We start from the raw sequence: 12,629 nt of genomic DNA, 5'->3' as shown, positions 1-12,629 counted from the left end.
CCGCGTCACCCGGCGGCGCCGCGGCGTCCGGGGCCGGCGGGGCGGTCAGCGCGGACGTCAGCCGGGCGCCGGTGTGGTTGCTGTGCAGCACGAACGGGCGCAGTTGGGTGTAGCGGATCACGCTGATCGACGCCGGGTCGGCGACGACCCGCTGGAACCCGTCCAGGTGCAGGCCCAGCGCGTCGGCGACGACGGACTTGATGACGTCGCCGTGGGTGCAGGCCACCCACAGCGCGTCACCGCCGTGCTCCTCGGCCAGCCGCCGGTCGTGCTCGCGCACCGCGGTCACCGCCCGCGCCTGCACCTGCGCCAGACCCTCGCCGCCGGGGAACACCGCCGCGCTGGGATGCGCCTGGACCACCGCCCACAGCGGCTCGCCGGCCAGGTCGGCCATCGCGCGGCCCGTCCACTGCCCGTAGTCGACTTCGGCGAGCCGCTCGTCGATCTCGGTTGGCAGGCCCAACGCCTCGGCCAGCGGTTCGACGGTGCGCCGGCACCGCAGCAGCGGCGAGTGCACGATCGCCCGGACGGGCAGCTCCCCGAGCCGGTCGACCAGCTCGGCGGCCTGCCGGCGCCCCTTGTCGTCGAGGTCCACCCCCTCGGAGCGGCCGGCCAGCACGTGCGCGGTGTTGGAGGTGGAGCGGCCGTGCCGCACCAGGATGACGGTCATGTCGTGCTCACCTCGCCGTCACCACCCCGGCCGCCAGCAGCGACAGCACGGCGGTCCCGGCGAGCATCCGGTAGCCGGCGAACCAGTACATGCTGTGCCGCACCAGGAAGCGCAACAACCACGACACCGTCGCCAGGCCCACGGCGAACGCGATCGCGGTGGCCGCCACCAGCTGCGGTCCCGTCGCGCTCATTCCCTCCCGCACCGGATGGAAGGCGTCGGGCAGGGAGAACAACCCGGACGCGAACACCGCCGGAATGGCCAGCAGGAACCCGAACCGGGCGGCCACCTCGCGTTCGAGCCCGAGAAACAGCCCGGCGCTGATCGTGGCCCCGGACCGGGACACCCCCGGGACCAGCGCCAGGGTCTGGGCGACACCGACGACGACGGCGTCGCGCCAGGTCAGCTGGTCGAGGCGGCGCTGCCGGCGGCCGACGTACTCCGCGAGCGCGATCACAGCCGAGAACACCACCAACGCCGTCGCCACCACCCACAGGTTGCGCACCCCGGTGCGGATGTCGTCGGCGAACACCAGCCCCAGCACCCCGATCGGGATGGAGCCGACGACGACGTACCAGCCCAGCCGGTAGTCGGCGTTCCGGTGGGCGGTCACGACGAGGCCGTTCAACCAGGCCCTGACGATGCGCGCGATGTCGGGGGCGAAGTAGATCAGCACGGCCAGCTCGGTGCCCAACTGGGCGACCGCCGTGAACGACGCGCCGGCGTCGGCGTCGAAGAACACCCGCGACAACACCGCCAGGTGTCCCGACGAGGACACCGGCAGGAACTCGGTCAGGCCCTGCACGACGGCCAACACAACGACCTGCCACCAGGACATCGCCGCGGCCGCCGTCACGACGACGACCGTACCGTGCGCCGGGGCCGGCCAGGCACGCCGCGGGTCACCGGGATGCGCCGGGCGTGCCTTATAGAATCGGGCTGCAAACCCCCCGTCCCTGACGTATGTGAGAGCCGCCCGGTGGCGCGACGCCCTGACCACGCCGTGCACCGACGCGCCGCCGGCTGGCTGTGCGCGCTGATGCTGGTGACCGGGTGCTCGCCGTCGGCAGTGCAATTCGCCCCGCCGACGATCCAGCCCGCGACGCCGGCGGTGTCGCCGCCGGTGTCGCAGCGTCCGGCGGGGTCGGTGCGGCCGCTGGCCGGGCACCCGCAGGCGGCGATGTTCGACGAGCGCACCCGCCGGCTGGCGGTGCTGACTCCCGGTGCGCACCCCGCGGCGCCCGCCCGCCTGGTCGTGCTGGGCGCCGGCGCGACCTCGCCGATCATCGTCGATCTGCCCGGCCCGGCAACCGCGGTGACCGGCGACGGCGCCGGCAACGCCTACCTGTCCATCCGGGGCGGCTACCTGGTGGTCGACCTGTCCGCCGGCCACGTCACCCGGGTGGGGGTGGCCGACGCGGGCGACACGACTTTCACCGCGATCGCCCGGCGGGTCGACGGCACGGTCGCGCTGGGCAACGCCGACGGCGTGGTGTACCTGCTCGGCTCCGGGCCGTCGACGACTACGCGGACAAAAGTCGTCACGCGGGTGGACAGCCTTGCCGCGCAAGGGAATACCGTGGTCGTGTTGGATCGGGGGCAGACGTCGGTCACCACGATCGGCGCCGACGGCCGCGTCGGGCAGGCGTTACGCGCCGGCCGCGGCGCCACCACCATGGCCGCCGATCCGGCTGGCCGGGTGCTGGTCGCCGACACCCGGGGCGGGCAGCTGTTGGTGTTCGGCGTCGATCCGCTGATCCTGCGGCAGGCCTACCCGGTGCGCCAGGATCCCTACGGGCTGGCCGGGTCGCGCCGGCTGACGTGGGTCTCGCAGACCGCCGCGAACATGGTGATCGGTTACGATCTGTCCACCGGCATACCCGTTGAAAGGGTGCGTTACCCGACCGTGCGGCAACCCGACTCGCTGGCCTTCGACGATGCGTCAGGCACGCTCTACGTGGTGTCGGGCTCCGGCGACGGCCTGCAGGTCATCGACCACGCGGCGGGCGGGCGTTGACCGCGGCGCGGTCCGGCCGCTGGCCGGCGGGCTGGACCGCGGAGATGTCCGACGACTACGAGTGGGCGCCGTTGCGGCTCCCGCCGGAGGTGACCCGGGTCAGCGCGTCCATCCGGTTGTCCATCGAAGCCGAGTACCGCGGCTGGGAACTGACCCGGGTACGGCTCTACAACGACGGCAGCAGGCGAGTGTTGTTGCGCCGCACGAAATCTCGGCTCCCCGATGCCAGCGGGCCCGACCAGCCGCAACTGTGAGGGGCGCTCTCGGCTACGGCGCCCTGCGCCGGCTGCTGTTCCTGGCGCCGCCGGAGCGCAGTCACGGGCTGGGGTTCGCCGCGCTGCGCGGCGTCACCGCCGCGGCGCCGGCGCGACGGTCGTTGCGGCGGCTGCTGGCGCCCACCGACCCGGTGCTGGCCGGCACGGTGTTCGGGGTGCGTTTCGCGGGGCCGCTCGGACTGGCCGCCGGCTTCGACAAGGACGGTGCCGGCCTGCGGACCTGGGGTGCGCTGGGCTTCGGCTACGCCGAGGTCGGGACCGTCACCGCCGAGCCGCAACCCGGCAACCCGCCCCCGCGGCTGTTCCGGTTGCCCGCGGACCGCGGCCTGCTCAACCGGATGGGGTTCAACAACGACGGCGCCGGCATGCTGGCGGCCCGGCTCGCCCGTCACCGCCCCGACGTGCCGATCGGGGTCAACATCGGCAAGACCAGGGCCACTCCGCCGGATCGCGCCGCCGACGACTACCGGACCTGCGCCCGGCTGCTCGGCCCGGTGGCGTCGTACCTGGTGGTCAACGTCAGCTCGCCGAACACGCCCGGACTGCGCGACTTGCAGGCGGTCGAGTCGCTGCGGCCCATCCTGTCGGCCGTGCTCGCTGAGACGTCGACACCGGTGCTGGTCAAGATCTCCCCCGACCTGGCCGACTCCGACATCGACGGCATCGCCGACCTCGCGGTCGAGGTGGGCCTGGCCGGCATCGTCGCCACCAACACCACGGTGTCGCGCGAGGGCCTGCGCACCCCCGGCGCCGACCACCTTCCCGCCGGCGGCATCTCCGGGCCGCCGGTGGCGCGCCGGGCCGCGGAGGTGCTGCGCCGGCTCTACCGGCGGGTCGGCGACCGGGCGGTGCTCGTCGGCGTCGGCGGCATCGAGACCGTCGACGACGCATGGGACCGCATCACCTCGGGGGCGTCGCTGCTGCAGGGCTACACCGGTTTCGTCTACGGCGGCGGCCTGTGGGCCAAGCACATCCACGACGGGATAGCCGCCCGGCTGCACGACGGCGGGTTCACGTCACTGAGCGAGGCCGTCGGGTCGGCGGCCCCGCCTCAGCGCTGCTCGTAGGTGCCGTAGATGACGGCTCGCGCGATCGCGTGCTGGAACAGCTGGAAGCCCAGGAACGCCGGGCTGGCGTTCTCGGCGAGGTCGAGCCTGTCCACCGCCACCGCGTGCACGGTGACGTAGTAGCGGTGCAGGCCGTGGCCCGGCGGCGGTGCGGCGCCGACGTAGCGGCGCATGCCGGCGTCGTTGACCAGGGTCAGCGCACCCCCGGGCAGCTCACGGCCGTCGCCGACGCCCTCGGGCAACTCGGTGACCGTCGCGGGCAGGTTGGCCACCGCCCAGTGCCAGAACCCCGACAACGTCGGCGCATCGGGGTCGTAGACGGTGACGCAGAAGCTGCGGGCGTCGCCGGGGAATCCCGACCAGCGCAGGTCCGGGCTGACGTCCCGGCCGCCGGCGCCCATGATCCCGCTGATCTGGGCGGTGCCCAGCGGCTGCCCGTCGGTGATCGAGCTCGACTCCAGCCGAAACGACGGCAGCTTGGGCAGCCTGGTGTACGGGTCGGGCAAGGTGAGCATGATCGGTTCCCCTTTCGTCGGGCTAGCAGTGCGTCAAGAAGTGCGTCAACACGTCGGTGCCGAAGCGCAGCGCGTCGACCGGAACCCGCTCGTCCACGCCGTGGAACAAGGCGGCGAAGTCCAGCTCCGGCGGAAGCCGCAGCGGGGTGAAGCCGAAACAGCGAATACCTAAGCGCGCGAACGCTTTTGCATCCGTGCCGCCGGAGAGCATGTACGGCACCGTGCGTGCGCCGGGGTCGACGGCCAGCAGCGCGGCGTTCATGACGTCGACCAGGTCGCCGTCGAAGCTCGTCTCATAAGGCGGCAGGTCGGCGATCCACTCCCGGGTCACGTCGGGGCCGATCAGTCCGTCGACCTCCGCCTCGAACGCCGCCTGCCGGCCGGGCAGCACGCGGCAGTCCACCACGGCCTGCGCGACGGCGGGAACGACGTTGGACTTGTAGCCGGCTTTGAGCATCGTCGGGGTGGCGGTGTCGCGCAGCGTGGCCTTCAGGATCCGGGCGATCGGCCCGAGCTTCTCGACGGCCCCCTCCAGGTCGTCGCCGTCGAACCGGTGCCCGGTTTCGTCGCCGACCGCCGCCAGGAACTGCGCCACGGTGTCGGTCACCACCAGCGGGAACTGGTGGCGGCCCAGCCGCGCGACCGCCTCCGCCAACGTGGTGACGGCGTTGTGGTCGTGCACCATCGAGCCGTGGCCGGCCCGGCCGCGCGCCGTCAACCGCATCCACTGCAGGCCCTTTTCGGCGGTCTCGATCAGGTACAGCCGCCGCTCACCGCCGTCGCGACACGGCACCGTCAGCGAGAACCCGCCGACCTCACCGACCGCCTCGGTGACGCCGTCGAACAGCTCCGGCCGGTTGTCGACCAGCCAGTGCGCCCCGTACTGCCCGCCGCTCTCCTCGTCGGCGACGAAGGCGAACACCAGGTCGCGCGGCGGCACCACGCCCGCCCGCCGGAACTGGCGGGCGACCACGATCATCATGCCGACCATGTCCTTCATGTCGACCGCGCCGCGGCCCCAGACATAGCCGTCCTCGACCGCGCCGGAGAACGGGTGCACGCTCCAGTCGGCCGCCTCGGCCGGCACCACGTCGAGGTGACCGTGGATCAGCAGGGCGCCGCGCGAGCTGTCGTGAGCTCCAGAGCCGGCCAGCCTGGCGAACACGTTGGCGCGCCCGGGCGCGCCAGATTCCAGGTATTCGACGCGGTAGCCCACGTCCTCGAGCTGCTCGGCGACCCAGCGGGCGCACTCGGCCTCGCCTTTGGTGGTCTCGGGTTCGCCGGTGTTGGTGGTGTCGAACCGGATCAGCCTGCTGACGACCGCGACCACGTCGTCCGCGGGATCGTCGCTCGGCACCGTCACAGTCACCTTTCCTACCATTTCCTACCACTTCCCCCCGGGTTCCCCGGGTTTCCTGCCAGGTGCTCCCCCGTGCGGCGCCGGCGGGAGTTTGGGTGCTCGCAGACCAGTCCGTTAGCCTAAGCTGCCAATTGGTTGGCACGGTCCGAGTGGCGGAATGGCAGACGCGCTAGCTTGAGGTGCTAGTGCCCTACTAATGGGCGTGGGGGTTCAAGTCCCCCCTCGGACACAAAAAGTTAGCTAAACAGATAGAAAATCCGTGCTGAACTGCATTGGAGATAATATTTCGGATTTACTGATGCGATGTGATCGTGACTACCGGGCCACGGCGAAGCCGCTGATTCTGCCGTCAGGATCGTTGAAAAGTGTGACCCGCGGCTCTGGGCGCAGGTTGTTGGTCAGGTTCGCCAGCGCGCCCTTCCCGACCTCGATGATGAGTTCACCGGCCACGCGCACGCTGGGGTTGTCCGCCGCCCAGAAAACCCCGCCGGTACACGTTGCTTCAGCCACAGTTCATCTATCCGCGCGGCCAGTTCGGGGGTAACCCGAAGACGTCCGAGGCTACTGCGGTGCCTTGCGACCTTCGATCGCGGCAAAGCCAAGGAAGGCACGGACTTGCTTGACATCGTCCGCCTCACTTTGGATCAACAATCGGGACCCACAGTGCGAGAGCAGCTTTCACTGGCTGAGTCCCAGCTCGCTCAGGACATCGCGTAACACGTGGAGTTCTGCCTCAACGCACGCGCCGACCGATCGCTATCACTGATCAACGCAATCCCCGAAGGCGCCGACGTACGTCTCGATGACATCCACCTCGCCGCCGAGCTACTCAGCGGAGCGCTCGGCCACTGATCGCTGAACCTGACTCGTCAGGATCAACGGCTCAGCTGGAAACCCTCAACTCGTGTCGTAGGTGGCCAAGTCCCCCCTCGGACACCCCGGCGACGCGTTACCGGCCCACGCCCCTAACGCTCGCCCGGGGTCCCGCCCAGGTACTGGGCGCGGCAGGCCCGGCGGGCCAGTTTGCCGCTGGTGGTGCGCGGGATGCCGCCGGCCGGCAGGAAACGCACGTCGGACACGGTCACGCCGTGCCGCTGGAGCACCGCGGCGCGGATCGCCTCGGTCGCCGGCCGCGGATCGTCGCGGCTGGTGCCCGCCGCGCGTTCAGCGACGATCACCAGGCGCTGATGATCGGAGCCGTCCGAGCCCGGCGGTCCGACCGCCGGCACGGCGAACGCGGTGACATAGCCGCGGCGCACCATCGGCGAGGCGTCCGCCACCGTGGCCTCGACGTCTTGCGGGTAGTGGTTGCGGCCGTCGACGCTCACCAGGTCCGCCATGCGGCCCGTCACGTAGAGCGCGCCGTCGAGGTAGAGGCCCAGATCCCCGGTCCGCAGCCAGGGGCGGCCGCCAGCCGAGCCGTCCGCGTGGCTGCCCCGCTCGAGCCGAGCCTGCAGCGTGGCGCCGAACGCCAGCCGCGTCTCGTCCGGCAGCCCCCAATAGCCCCGACCGACGTTGTCGCCCTGCAACCAGATCTCGCCGACCCGGCCGTCGGGCAGCTCGGTCTCGGTGCCGGGATCGACGATGATCGCCCATTCGCTGCGCGCCACCTTGCCGCACGACACGTGTGCCACCGCGGTGGGCGCATCGGCCCCGACGCGCACCGCGCGACCGGCGCCCAACTGTTCGCGGTCGAGGTACACCACCGACGGCTCCTCGGCGGGGGCGATGTTCGCGACGAACAGGGTCGCTTCGGCGATGCCGTAGGACGGTTTGAACGCGGTGCGCGGCAGCCCGTAGGGGGCGAACGCCTCGGTGAACGTTCTGATCGCGTCGATGCTCACCGGTTCGGAACCGATGATCATCACCACGTTGCCGAGGTCGACGTCGTCGCCGGGTGCGGGCCGGCCGCGCTGCGCGGTCCATTCGTAGGCGAAGTTCGGCGCGGCGGTGACCACGCGGCCCTGCCGCGACCCGTCGGACAGGGCCCGGATCCACCGCAGCGGCCGACGAACGAACGCCGCGGGCGACATCAGGGTGGAATGCCCGCCGTACACCGCGGGGAACCCGATCATCGACAGGCCCATGTCGTGGTAGAGCGGCAACCAGCTGACGCCGTGGGTGTTGCGGTCCAGCAGGTCGATCGACAGGATCATCTGCACCAGGTTGATGCCGACCGCCCGGTGGGTGATCTGCACGCCGACCGGGGGGCGCGTCGCACCCGAGGTGTACTGCAGGTGGGACACGTCGTCCATGCCGAGCTCCGTCGGCGCGAAATCCTCGCCCGCCGAGTCGGGGATCTCGTCGATGACGAGCACCCGCGGCCGTGTCCCGGCTGAAAGGTTGGCCAGGAACTTCTCCACCGCGTCCCTGGCCGCTGCCGTCGTGAGGACGACAGTCGGTTCGCAATCCCGAAGCGCCGTATCGAGACGTTCGGCGTGTCCCGGCAGCTCGGGCGCGAACAACGGCACCGCGATGGTCCCCGCTTTGATCGTCGCGTAGAAACCGGCCACGTAGTCGATGCCCTGCGGCGCGAGGACCGCGACCCGTTCACCGCGCTCGGCGACCTGTTGCACGCGCGCACCGATCGCCTGCAATCGCGTGTCGAACTGGGTCCAGGTCACCTCGACGGCCTGCCCGTCGGTGACCCGGCTGTGGTCGAGGTAGCGAAACGCCGCGGCGTCACCGACATTCGCGACGTTCCGGTCGATGAGCGACATCAGCGTGGTGCCCGGCGGCAACGCGACCTCGCCCCGGGCGTCCAGGCAGTCCTCGATTCGCAGCAGGCCGGAGACGCCTGCCGTGTTCTGCTCGGGACCGCGACCCATACGCGCAGTCTAGGCACCGGCTGCGCGTCGTTCGTCTGCCGCGCGGCACCGCCGGAAACGAGGCCACGGGCGTGGGCGCGCACACCCGGCGATAGGGTACGGCCATGTCGGACCGCAAGTTTTCGTTCGAGGTCAACCGCACCAGCAGCGCGCCGGCGGCGACACTGTTCCGGCTCGTGACGGACGGTGGCAACTGGTCGACGTGGGCCAAGCCGATCGTCGTTCAGTCCAGCTGGGCGCGCCAGGGTGATCCCGCACCGGGTGGTATCGGGGCGATCCGCAAGCTGGGGATGTGGCCTGTGCTGGTCCGAGAGGAAACCGTCGCCTACGAGCAGGATCGGCGCCACGCCTACGCAATGGTCGGCGCGAGCCCGGTCAACGACTACTTCGCCGAGGTGGTGCTCACGCCGAACCCGGCGGGCGGAACCGACATCCACTGGACCGGCTCCTTCACCGAGCGGATCCCGGGGACGGGCCCGGCGTTGCGCGCCGCGCTGGGCGGCGCCGTCGCTTTTTTTGCCGGTCGGCTGGTCAAGGCGGCAGAGCGAGACGCGGCGCGCTAGCGTCTCCGAGCGGGCTGGCTTGTCCGTCAAGCGTTTTCGCACGCGCCCGGCCGGACGGTTGTACCGTCTGTCCGAAGGTCGTCAAGCTCGGCGACGCGGTTGACGGTGCCCGGACACCACAACGGGCGACCGGTCGTAGGCTGGGTGAGTCACCATGTCAACCAGCGGCAAGCACCGCGCATGAAGCGATCGGGCGACTTCGGGCGACGCACCTCCCGGCGCACCTTCCGTGACCGCCGGGAAGCCGGTCGTGTACTGGCCGAGGCGCTGGGCACGTATCGCGGCACCGACGGGCTACTGGTGCTCGGGCTGGCCCGCGGTGGCATTCCGGTCGCCTGGGAGGTCGCCGCCGCGCTGGGTGCCCAGCTGGACGTGTTTCTTGTCCGCAAGCTCGGGGTGCCGCGGTGGTCCGAGTTGGCCATGGGCGCGTTGGCCAGCGGCGGGCGCGTGATCCTCAACGACAGCGTGCTGTCCAGCCTGGGCATCGGCGACGAGCAGGTGCGCGCGGTGATCGAGCGCGAGACCGCGGAGCTCAACCGCCGGGAACAGGCCTACCGCGGCGGGCGGCCGGTCGCCGACCCGCGCGGCAGAACCGTGATCCTGGTCGACGACGGCATCGCGACCGGCGCCAGCATGCTCGCCGCGGTGCGGGCGGTCCGGGCCGCGGGCCCGGCGTCGCTGATCGTCGCGGTTCCGGTCGGGCCGCGGTCAGTGTGCCGGCAGCTGGCGCGGGAGGCTGACGAGGTGGTCTGCGCGACGATGCCCCCGGACTTCGCGGCGGTGGGCCAGGTATTCGCCGACTTCCACCAAGTCAGCGACGACGAGGTCCGCGAGTTGCTGGCCGCGCCGACGTCGACGGGCTGAGCCGCGTCGGCTCAGCGGGCGGTGCCGTCGCGGTCGGCCTCCGGGGTCGGCGCGTCGGCGTCGCCGTCGTCCTCTGCCGGGGCGTCCGGGGGGCTGTCGGCGTCGCCGTCGTCCTCTGCCGGGGCGTCCGGGGGGCTGTCGGGGTCAACGTCCTGACCCGTCCCGCCGGCTGCCGAGCTGCCCGGCTCGTCGTCGCCCGGGGTCGACCGGGCCTGCTCCGGTGCCGCGGACTCGCCGGTCGCCGCGCCGGCGACACGACGCTGGCGGTCCTGCAGCGCATCGACGATCAGCAGCAGCACTCCCAGCACGCTGGCGCCGATGCACACCCAGGCCACCAACTCGCTGCTGGTGACGACGGCGAACACCAGCGCGGCCAAGCCTATGACCGCCAACACCAGGGCGATAATCAGCATCGGTGACCCTCCAGCCAGGCAAGCAAGACTGCCAACACGTCATCGGCGCCGGCTTCGCGGCCGGCGATGGCGGCCCGGTTAGTTCTTGCCGGGGTCGAACTGGTTGAACCCGTCGGCATCGGCGCTGGTGTCGACCGGCGCCGCCGATACCCGCTGGCCGAGCTCTTCGAGCTGCGACTCCAGGTAGGTCTTGAGCCGGGTGCGGTACTCGCGTTCGAAGGTGCGCAGCTGTTCGAGCCGGCCTTCGAGCACGGTGCGCTGCTGGTTGATGGTGCCCATGATCTCGGAGTGCTTGCGCTCGGCGTCGGCCTGCAACGCGTCGGCCTTCTGCTGCGCTTCGCGCAGCTGGGTCTCGGACCGGGATTGGGCGTCGGCGAGCATCGCGTCGGCGCGCTGGCGGGCTTCGGTGACCGTCGTCTCGGCTTCCCGCCGCGCGTCGGTGAGTATTTGCTCGGCGTTCGCCCGGGCGTCGGCCAGTACCTTGTTGGATTGGGCTTTGGCCGTGCTGGTCAGCCGGTCGGCGGTGTCCTGCGCCAGGGTGAGCACCTTGGCCGCCCGGAGGGCCTGTTCCTCGTTGATTTCGGCGGTGGCCGGCTGCGACGCCGGTTCGGGCTCGTAGAGCGGGATCGCCGCCGTGGGTTCGGCCGAGCCGCCGCCGGCCCCTGCCAGCTCCTGGTCGAGCTCGTTGACCCGCTGGCGCAGGTCGGCGTTCTCCTCGATGAGTCGGGTCAGCTCGGTTTCCACCAGGTCGAGGAAAGCGTCGACCTCGTCCTCGTTGTAGCCGCGCTTTCCGATCGGCGGCTTACTGAACGCGACGTTGTGGACGTCGGCGGGTGTAAGCGGCATTGTTTGCCCCCTCGAGTCTGGACGGTCAAACCGACCTGCAAAGTGTAGATCGGTGTGAACGACGTGGTAGCCGGGTGGTATCGGTGGTGCAACTGCGGCCCATCCTGTCACACCAGACCCTGCGGTTGCAGATTCGTCGAATAAATAAGAGCGAATCTAAAAATTCAGCGGCCCACAATTAGCTGCGAGTGGCTTGGCATGGCTTCCGGAAAACTCACCAAATGCGGCGCGGACAAACCGCTCGGGAAAGGCGCCGGCCGCGCCGTTCGATGGCTCAGGCGGCGGCGCCCAGAGCCATCGTCCAGCCGACGAATGCCACCAGCAACAGCACCATGATGGACAGGTCCAGACGCACCGCACCCATCGTGAGCTGCGGTATCAGCCGGCGCATGAACTTCACCGGCGGATCGGTGACCGACATGATGAGCTCCAGGATCACCACCGTGGCACCGCGCGGCCGCCAGTCACGGCTGAACGAGCGGATGAACTCGACGACCACCCGGGCGATCAGCAGCAGCCAGAAGACGAACAGCGCGTAACCGAGGATGTAGAAGAACAGCGCCAACTGGAACCCGACCTCACTGCTGTGGATTTCACGGCCACCCCGAACCGGCGGCCGGATGCACCGTCAGCTTACCGAGTGCGACCGCCCGTCGGCGTTGCGGGCGCTACTGGTATGCGTAGAAACCGGTTTCGGCGATTCGCCGGCGCTCCTCCGGCGACACGTCGACATCGGCGGGTGACAGCAAGAACACCTTGGTCGCGACTTTGTCGAAAGAGCCGCGCAGCGCAAACGCCAAACCCGCGGCGAAGTCGACCAGCCGCTTGGCGTCGGCGTTGTCCATCGACACCAGGTCCATGATCACCGGGGTGCCGTCGCGGAACCGCTCACCGATGGTGCGGGCCTCGCTGTAGTCCTTGGGCCGCAGCGTGGTGATCTTCGACAGCGGATGTCCCTCGTCGAACAGCATCGCCATCCGGCGCGGATCCATCGCCAGCGCGCCGCGGGTGGAGCCGCGTAAGAACGAGCCGAACCGCGGCCGGGCCAAGTCGGTGCGGTCGAATTCGCGCTGCCGGAACCGGGGCTCGTCGGGGTACCCGCTGCGGTAGCTGCCGGGCGGGTAATCGGTCGACGCGCCGCGCGGATCGTCGTAGTCGCGTCCTTCGAAGTGATCCTCGTAGCGGCCCTCGAGACGACCCTCGAGACGACC

General features: G+C 70.7%; 14 protein-coding genes, 1 tRNA gene and 1 pseudogene. 6 read left to right on the top strand and 10 right to left on the bottom strand.

The features are described from left to right. Both ABDW21_RS06015 and ABDW21_RS06010 read right to left on the bottom strand, forming a co-directional pair. Positions 1–670 (bottom strand): histidine phosphatase family protein (locus tag ABDW21_RS06015; protein WP_343600352.1); only part of this gene is annotated, 670 nt, incomplete at its 3' end. A gap of 7 nt (positions 671–677) precedes the next feature. Beyond that, a complete protein-coding gene (locus ABDW21_RS06010; RefSeq protein ID WP_343600371.1) occupies positions 678–1,508 on the bottom strand; it encodes an undecaprenyl-diphosphate phosphatase in 831 nt (276 codons plus the stop codon). Positions 1,509–1,709: 201 nt separating this feature from the next. Between ABDW21_RS06010 and ABDW21_RS06005 the strand changes: the two genes are divergently transcribed. From ABDW21_RS06005 to ABDW21_RS05995, 3 genes are read left to right on the top strand one after another with little or no spacing between them, the layout of a single operon-like run. Continuing rightward, positions 1,710–2,687: a hypothetical protein gene (locus tag ABDW21_RS06005; protein WP_343600372.1), complete on the top strand. Its 978-nt coding sequence runs from the start codon at positions 1,710–1,712 to the stop codon at positions 2,685–2,687. Beyond that, complete coding sequence (locus tag ABDW21_RS06000) at positions 2,684–2,941, top strand: DUF5703 family protein (protein WP_343600353.1); 258 nt, start codon at positions 2,684–2,686, stop codon at positions 2,939–2,941. The genes ABDW21_RS06005 and ABDW21_RS06000 overlap by 4 nt, the downstream gene beginning before the upstream one ends. A gap of 23 nt (positions 2,942–2,964) precedes the next feature. Further along, positions 2,965–4,029: a quinone-dependent dihydroorotate dehydrogenase gene (locus ABDW21_RS05995; protein WP_343600373.1), complete on the top strand. Its 1,065-nt coding sequence runs from the start codon at positions 2,965–2,967 to the stop codon at positions 4,027–4,029. Here the strand turns inward: ABDW21_RS05995 and ABDW21_RS05990 are convergent. Further along, the gene (locus ABDW21_RS05990; RefSeq protein ID WP_343600354.1) at positions 4,014–4,544 is read right to left on the bottom strand and encodes a YbhB/YbcL family Raf kinase inhibitor-like protein; all 531 of its coding nucleotides are present in this window, start codon (positions 4,542–4,544) and stop codon (positions 4,014–4,016) included. The genes ABDW21_RS05995 and ABDW21_RS05990 overlap by 16 nt on opposite strands. A gap of 22 nt (positions 4,545–4,566) precedes the next feature. Beyond that, positions 4,567–5,925 carry a M20/M25/M40 family metallo-hydrolase gene (locus ABDW21_RS05985; protein WP_343600355.1) on the bottom strand — a complete coding sequence of 453 codons (1,359 nt, stop codon included), beginning with the start codon at positions 5,923–5,925 and terminating at the stop codon, positions 4,567–4,569. Positions 5,926–6,047: 122 nt separating this feature from the next. Between ABDW21_RS05985 and ABDW21_RS05980 the strand changes: the two genes are divergently transcribed. Then, positions 6,048–6,133 (top strand) — tRNA-Leu (locus ABDW21_RS05980). A gap of 86 nt (positions 6,134–6,219) precedes the next feature. Here the strand turns inward: ABDW21_RS05980 and ABDW21_RS05975 are convergent. After that, the gene (locus ABDW21_RS05975; protein WP_343600356.1) at positions 6,220–6,414 is read right to left on the bottom strand and encodes a hypothetical protein; all 195 of its coding nucleotides are present in this window, start codon (positions 6,412–6,414) and stop codon (positions 6,220–6,222) included. 455 nt (positions 6,415–6,869) lie between these two features. Next, positions 6,870–8,732 carry a fatty acyl-AMP ligase gene (locus ABDW21_RS05970; protein ID WP_343600357.1) on the bottom strand — a complete coding sequence of 621 codons (1,863 nt, stop codon included), beginning with the start codon at positions 8,730–8,732 and terminating at the stop codon, positions 6,870–6,872. Between the two features lie 104 nt (positions 8,733–8,836). Here ABDW21_RS05970 and ABDW21_RS05965 point away from each other — a divergent pair, with 104 nt between their 5' ends. Both ABDW21_RS05965 and ABDW21_RS05960 read left to right on the top strand, forming a co-directional pair. Beyond that, complete coding sequence (locus ABDW21_RS05965; protein ID WP_343600358.1) at positions 8,837–9,295, top strand: SRPBCC family protein; 459 nt, start codon at positions 8,837–8,839, stop codon at positions 9,293–9,295. Positions 9,296–9,484: 189 nt separating this feature from the next. Further along, positions 9,485–10,159 (top strand): annotated as a pseudogene (locus ABDW21_RS05960) (phosphoribosyltransferase); the annotation flags it as partial. An 11-nt stretch (positions 10,160–10,170) separates the two neighbouring features. On the opposite strand, the gene ABDW21_RS05955 reads toward ABDW21_RS05960, so the two are convergent. The 4 genes from ABDW21_RS05955 to ABDW21_RS05940 form a co-directional block, all read right to left on the bottom strand. Next, positions 10,171–10,572 (bottom strand): hypothetical protein, encoded by a 402-nt coding sequence (locus ABDW21_RS05955; protein WP_343600359.1) that lies wholly within the window; start codon positions 10,570–10,572, stop codon positions 10,171–10,173. Positions 10,573–10,650: 78 nt separating this feature from the next. Then, a complete protein-coding gene (locus ABDW21_RS05950) occupies positions 10,651–11,418 on the bottom strand; it encodes a DivIVA domain-containing protein (RefSeq protein ID WP_343600360.1) in 768 nt (255 codons plus the stop codon). A 274-nt stretch (positions 11,419–11,692) separates the two neighbouring features. Then, a complete protein-coding gene (locus tag ABDW21_RS05945; protein ID WP_343600361.1) occupies positions 11,693–11,983 on the bottom strand; it encodes a YggT family protein in 291 nt (96 codons plus the stop codon). 103 nt (positions 11,984–12,086) lie between these two features. Then, positions 12,087–12,629 (bottom strand): cell division protein SepF (locus ABDW21_RS05940; RefSeq protein WP_343710187.1); only part of this gene is annotated, 543 nt, incomplete at its 5' end.

It is taken from the genome of Mycobacterium sp. (assembly GCF_039583805.1).
Classification (GTDB): Bacteria; Actinomycetota; Actinomycetes; order Mycobacteriales; family Mycobacteriaceae; genus Mycobacterium.
This window is presented reverse-complemented; position numbering and strand designations above follow the sequence as displayed.